The sequence below is a fragment of the Kitasatospora sp. NPDC032121 genome, assembly GCF_055580145.1.
In genome coordinates, this window is the sequence record NZ_JBVILX010000043.1 from 1 (window position 1) to 5855 (window position 5855).

Below are 5855 nucleotides of genomic sequence, written 5' to 3' on the forward strand. Positions count from 1 at the left end.
AGCAGCACCGCTCGGAGACCCGACACTCCAACCGACACTCCGGCAGTCCCCGCGAGGAACCGTCACCCACCCGAGCGGTGCCACCACACACAACCAACCACCCAGCCAGCCAACCACGACCCCACCACACCCCCGCACGCCAACCAGCCCAGACACACCCGACACGACAGCCACCTCCCACGACCCGACAAACCACACCGAACAGACACCACACAAGAACCCGACAAGCCCCGAACCCACACTGGCAGCACCCCAGACCACAGCTGTCGGCGTACGAGTCAACCTGCACCACCTCGTACGAGTGACTGTGCACCAGAGTTGATGCGGTGAACCGCTGTTGTCCGTGAGCCTGCTGTCGTCGGTTTCGAGCAGCAGGGAGGCGGTCGGCAGTAGTCTTGGACCCGCATCGCTGGCTGGAGTTGAGGCGATATCGCCCGCTGTACGACTCCGGCGCGATGAGTCAGCGGCAGATCGCGAAGGCGACCGGGCTGAACCACCGTACGGTCGCGAAGCACCTGTCCGGTCAGGTTCCGGCGGCGCCTCCGCAGCGGGCACCGGGTGCCCTGCCCCGGCCGCGGACGGTCGACGAGGTCGCCCCGTTGATCGACGCGATGCTGCGGTCCGAGGTCCTGCTCAAGGGGACGGTGATCCACGAGCGGCTGGTCCAGGAGTACGGGATCGCCATCAACTACCAGCGGATCAAGATCTACTTGCAGGAGGCGAGGCCGAGGATCGCCGAGGAGCTCGGCATCAATCCCGGCGAACTCACTGGCCTGCACCGCCGTTTCGAGGTCGTGCCCGGAGCCCGGGCCCAAGTGGACTGGGGCGACGAGGGCCGGATCCTCGCCCACGTCGGCATCCCGAAGGTCTACTCCTTCCACATGACGCTGTCGTACTCGCGCGACCCGTTCTGCTGCTTCACCACCAGCCAGGACCTCGCGACGTTCTTCGACTGCCACCGGCAGGCGTTCGCGCACTTCGGCGGTTATGTGGGTGACAACTCTTCCGCGATCTCGTGCTTCCGGTCAGGATGGTCGCTCCCGTCGAGGAGCGCGGATGGCCTGGCAGCCGGAGTTGGTACGACGCGTCGATGCCGCGGGCAACCCCGCTGGAGACCGCGCGCTCGCTCGGCTTCCGCAACACGGTCGCCATGACCCAGTTCAACCTGCTGGCCCACTTCGTGGCGCTGTTCGGCCGACAGCCGCACGAGCTGCGGCAAGCCGACTGGGACGAGGGACGCCAACTGCTGCTCGAAGCGGCCCGCCGCATACCCAGCCGCGGGGTGAAGGCACTCTCGACGGCCCTGTTCAATCTCGAGGCGACATTGTTCCACTGCAGCCTGTCCGATCAGCTGCCGCGAAGGCGGTCTCCGGACCGGGCCGACATACGGGCCCAGGAGTGGGCCCGCGTCCCGGCCGCACTGGCGGAGAGCATGCAGCACTACCTGCAGCAGATCGGCGGCACGCTGCGGCCGGGCACGGTGAAGAACGCCGAGCTGACGCTGCGGGAGTTCGCCCTGCTGGTGGCCGACGAGGACGCGACGGTGGGGTGCGTCGCCGACCTCAAACGGCGGCACGTCGAACGCTACCGGCAGTGGCTGCCGGAACGACCAGCTGCCCGCGGCGGACCGCTGCACCGGCACGCCGTCCGCGACCGGCTGAGCAAGCTCCGCGGATTCTTCCGCCGCCTGGACGAGTGGGACGCCGACGACCGGCCACCCCGCCAACTGGTGTTCGACAGCGACTTCCCGATCGCGGACGAGCCGCTGCCCCGGCTCCTCGACGACGCGGCTGCCGCCAAGCTGCTGGCCGCCGCCCGCCAGGATCCCGACCCATGTGCGCGGCTGGCCATCGAGATCCTCGCCCGCACCGGGATGCGCCGCAGCGAGATGTTCGGTCTCACGATCGACGCGGTGGTCCGGATCGGCTCCGCCTACTGGCTGCGCGTCCCGTCGACATGGACTGCCACTTCGAATCGATCTGCGAGTCCTGCACGTTCTTCGTCACCACCATCGAATTCCGCCCCACCCTCGAGCGCCAGCGGGACGATGCGGCAGCCAAGTGCCAGGTCGCCCGCGAGCAGATCTTCGATGGACTTCTCAGCCGACTGGACGGAGAGGCGTCCTGATCCCCTCTGCGGGCCCGAGGCGGACCGCGTCGGACGCCGCCTCACCCCCGCCTCACCGATGCGCAGTCTCAGCGGTTGTAGAGCTTGCGCGCCAACAGGTAGCCGGCGAGCGCGATCACCGCGCTCCACGCGACGGCCTTCGCGAGGTCCGTGTCGGCCGGCTGGGCGGCGAGCAGCTTGCGCAGGGTCTCGATGACCGGGGTGAACGGCTGGTGTTCGGCGAACCAGCGCAGCGGCGTCGGCATCGACGCGGTGGGCACCACGCCGCTGCCGAGGAACGGCAGGATCAGCAAGGGCATCGGCAGGTTGCTGGCGGTGGCGACGTTGCGGGCGATCAAGGCGAGCGCGACGGACAGCCAGGTGATGGCGAAGGTGAACATGGCGAGGATGCCGATGACACCGAGCCAGTCCAGGGCGGTGGCGGCGGGCCGGAAGCCGATCGCGAGGGCGGCGGCGGTGACCGCGGTGAGCGCGAGGAAGTTCTGCGCCAGGGCGCCGAGCACGTGTCCGGTGAGGACGGAGACGCGCGCGATGGCCATGGTCTTGAACCGGGCGACGATCCCGCCGGTCATGTCCATCGCGACGGCGATGGCGGTGCCCTGGGCGGCGCCGGCGATGGTCGTGGCCATGATGCCGGGCGTGAGGTAGCCGGCATAGGCGGCGCGGCCGCCGCCGATGCCGGCGCCCATGGTGCCGCCGAGGACGTAGACGAACAGCAGCAGAATGATCACCGGGACGGCCGTGTAGGTCAGCAGCGGCGTCGGGTAGCGGCGGACGTGTTTGAGCTGGCGGCGCAGCATGGTCGCGGAGTCGGCGACGGCTTTCATCAGGCAGGTTCCTTCACAGCGATGTCGTTGGTGGAGTCGGTGTCGTCGGTCAGAGCGAGGAGGACTTGGTCAGGGCGAGGAAGACGTCGTCGAGGTCCGGGGTGTGCACCGTCAGCCCCGCAACCTCTGCGTCGATCGCGTCCAACTGGCCCACAACGGCCCTCAGTGCCTCGGCCACGCCGCCGTCCGGGATCTGGACGGTGAGTTCGGTGTCGTCGGCGAAGCGCACGGCGATGTGGCCGCCGGGAATCAGGCGCTTGAGTTCGTCAGGCGTCCCCTCGGCGACGAGCCTTCCCTCGCTGAGGAGGGCCACGCGGTCGGCGAGCTGGTCGGCCTCCTCCAGGTACTGGGTGGTCAGGAAGACGGTGACACCGTCGTTCTCGACCAAGTCCCGCACGGTGCGCCACAATTCGCGGCGGCTGCGCGGGTCCAAGCCGGTGGTCGGTTCGTCGAGGAAGATCAGCCGGGGCGCGCCGACCATCGTCATGGCGAGGTCCAGGCGGCGGCGCAAGCCTCCGGAGTAGGTGGCGACGGGTTTGCGGGCGACGGCCGCGAGGTCGAAGCGTTCGAGCAGCGCCTGCACGGTCCGGCGGCGCTGCGAGCGGCCGACGTGCAGCAGGTCGGCCATCAGGCGCAGGTTCTCCTGGCCGGTGAGCAGGTCGTCCACTGCGGAGAACTGGCCGGTGACGCCGATCGCGGCGCGCACCGCGTCGGGGTCCCGGGCCAGGTCGTGGCAGGCCACGCGGATCTCGCCGGCATCGGCCTTGATCAGGGTGGACAGGATCTGGACGATCGTGGTCTTGCCGGCGCCGTTGGGGCCGAGCAGGGCGAAGATCGTGCCCTGCGCGACAGTGAGGTCGACGCCGTCCAAGACGAGGTGGGCGCCGTAGGACTTGCGCAGTCCAGTGGCGGAGATGATGGCATCTGTGTTCAGCACGGGCTGAAAGCTACGTTGCGTTCAGAGAAAGTGTCTACGGAGAGATCCGCATAACCGCAGTTCAATGGCCATTTTTTGATGCAATGACGATGCCGTCGAATGCACCATTGGCATTGCAACAGGTGTCGCCGAATGCAAGACTGCGGCCATGCCAGGAGGAAGACTGACCCAGCAGGACCGCCACCGCATCGCCGCCGGACTCGTCGAGGGGCTCTCCTACGCCGAGATCGCGCGGCGCCTCGGCCGGACCACGTCGACGGTCACTCGGGAGATCGGCCGCAACGGCGGTCCGGCCGGCTATCGCGCCGAACTCGCGCACCAGGCGACGGAGCGACGGGCACGCCGCCGCACGCCGAGCGCCGGGCACACGCCCGGCGCCGGGCACACGGACGCCCAGGACCAGGCGGTGGAGCTGGCGGTGGGCACTGGGCTGCCGAAGATGATGGCCAGGGTCCTGATCGCACTGTGGCTGAGTACGGACGGCAGGCTCACAGCCACCGAGCTGACCCGGGAGCTGGGAGTCAGCCCGGCATCGGTCTCGGCGGCGGTCGGGTATCTGATCCGCCAGGAGCTGATCCGGCGCGAGGCCCAGGGGCGCCGGGACGTGTACGTGGTCGACAACGACGCCTGGTTCCAGTCGACGGTGACCGGCGCGGAACAGACGCTTCATGCGGCACAGGTCGCGGTCCAGTACGCGGAGCAGATCGGCCTCGACACGCCTGCCGGAGCGCGGCTGGCGAAGAGTGGGGCGTTCCTGGAGCGGATCAGCCTGGACGCGTTGGAGTCGGCGGCCCGGTGGCGCGACCTGCTGAGGTGACACGAGTCCCTGCGTTTTCAGGCGCTCAACGGCTTCCCAGTACAACCGGCGGCTTGACAGTGAGACCCGCATATTGGAGGAGTGCCGATGAGCATCGTCTACGACCGCACCAAAACCGTGGTCCGCCGGCACGTCGCCCCCGGCGAGGCGGTCCCGCTCCACCCGGAGGCGGTCGCATTCGCGGGCCACTACGACTTCGACATCGACGTGCTGGCCGCCTACCGCCCCACCGGCAAGGGCCGGGTCCCCCGTCGTGATCGTGCCCCGGCCCCGCCACGAACAGCCCCTGGCCGAGGAAGCCGGCCCACTGCGGGCCCTGCTCAACCGGGCCCCCGCCACCCGCGTCGAGGTCGGCCGCCGACCGCTGTCCGTCTATGACGAGCTGACTGGCACCCGCCCGTTCACCACCAACTCCCCGACGAAGGACGTCCGTTGAGCCAGCTGGTCAGCAACAGAATCCGCACCATGGCCGTCAAGCTGGGCCTGCCCCACCTCGCCGAGAGCCTGAACCAGTACGCCAAGCGGGCGGACGAAGCGAAGATGGGCTACCTCGACTTCCTCGACCTCATTCCTCGCCGAAGAACTGGCCGTTCGCGACGACCGCCGCTTCCGCCAGGGCCTGAGGCTGTCGAAGCTGCCACACCACAAGACCCTGGACGACTACGACTTCTCGTTCCAGCACGACTCGACCCACGCAAGGTCAAGGACCTGGCCACGCTGTCGTTCGTCGAGGCCAAGGCGAACGCCGCCCTGCTGGGGCCCGGCGGGGGCGGCAAGACCCACCTGACCGTCGCTCTGGCGGTCGCCGCCTGCCCGGCGGGCTTCTCGATCTACTTCACCAGTCTCGACGACATGGTCCGCCACCTCAAGACCGCCGAGGCCGCCGGGCGCCTGACCAGCAAGCTCCGCACCTACCTGCGGCCCAGCGTCCTCGTGGTGATGAGGTCGGCTACCGGCCTCTTGAACGCGCCGAGGCGAACCTGGTCTTCCAGGTGATCTCCATGCGTTACGAGAAGGGCTCGATCATCCTGACCTCGAACAAGACCTTCAGCAAAGCGCACATGTTCCGGCGAAGATGTGCAAGGTCGTGCCGAGGTGCGACAGGTTCAGCGCGGGTTTTCGATGCTGACGGTCACCGCGTCTGGTG

The 5855-nt window shown here is 68.7% G+C and carries 5 protein-coding genes and 1 pseudogene; 4 read left to right on the plus strand and 2 right to left on the minus strand.

Annotation, left to right across the window (positions count from 1 at the left end):
* The first annotated feature begins 395 nt into the window (after positions 1 to 395).
* A complete protein-coding gene (locus ACZ5OX_RS38875; protein WP_465636908.1) occupies positions 396 to 1154 on the plus strand; it encodes a transposase in 759 nt (252 codons plus the stop codon).
* 1041 nt (positions 1155 to 2195) lie between these two features.
* Here ACZ5OX_RS38875 and ACZ5OX_RS38880 read toward each other — a convergent pair.
* Positions 2196 to 2954 (minus strand): ABC transporter permease, encoded by a 759-nt coding sequence (locus ACZ5OX_RS38880; RefSeq protein ID WP_465636909.1) that lies wholly within the window; start codon positions 2952 to 2954, stop codon positions 2196 to 2198.
* 49 nt (positions 2955 to 3003) lie between these two features.
* Positions 3004 to 3891 carry an ATP-binding cassette domain-containing protein gene (locus ACZ5OX_RS38885; RefSeq protein ID WP_465636911.1) on the minus strand — a complete coding sequence of 296 codons (888 nt, stop codon included), beginning with the start codon at positions 3889 to 3891 and terminating at the stop codon, positions 3004 to 3006.
* Positions 3892 to 4039: 148 nt separating this feature from the next.
* Here ACZ5OX_RS38885 and ACZ5OX_RS38890 point away from each other — a divergent pair, with 148 nt between their 5' ends.
* The 3 genes and pseudogenes from ACZ5OX_RS38890 to ACZ5OX_RS38900 form a co-directional block, all read left to right on the plus strand.
* A complete protein-coding gene (locus tag ACZ5OX_RS38890) occupies positions 4040 to 4708 on the plus strand; it encodes a GbsR/MarR family transcriptional regulator (RefSeq protein ID WP_465636913.1) in 669 nt (222 codons plus the stop codon).
* A gap of 253 nt (positions 4709 to 4961) precedes the next feature.
* Positions 4962 to 5144: a hypothetical protein gene (locus tag ACZ5OX_RS38895; protein WP_465636915.1), complete on the plus strand. Its 183-nt coding sequence runs from the start codon at positions 4962 to 4964 to the stop codon at positions 5142 to 5144.
* Between the two features lie 29 nt (positions 5145 to 5173).
* Positions 5174 to 5855: pseudogene (locus ACZ5OX_RS38900) on the plus strand (ATP-binding protein); the annotation flags it as partial.

Coding starts and splice junctions, on each gene's coding strand:
- ACZ5OX_RS38880 (WP_465636909.1), bottom strand. CDS start 2,954: ATGAAAGCCGTCGCCGACTCCGCGACCATGCTGCGCCGCCAGCTCAAA.
- ACZ5OX_RS38890 (WP_465636913.1), top strand. CDS start 4,040: ATGCCAGGAGGAAGACTGACCCAGCAGGACCGCCACCGCATCGCCGCC.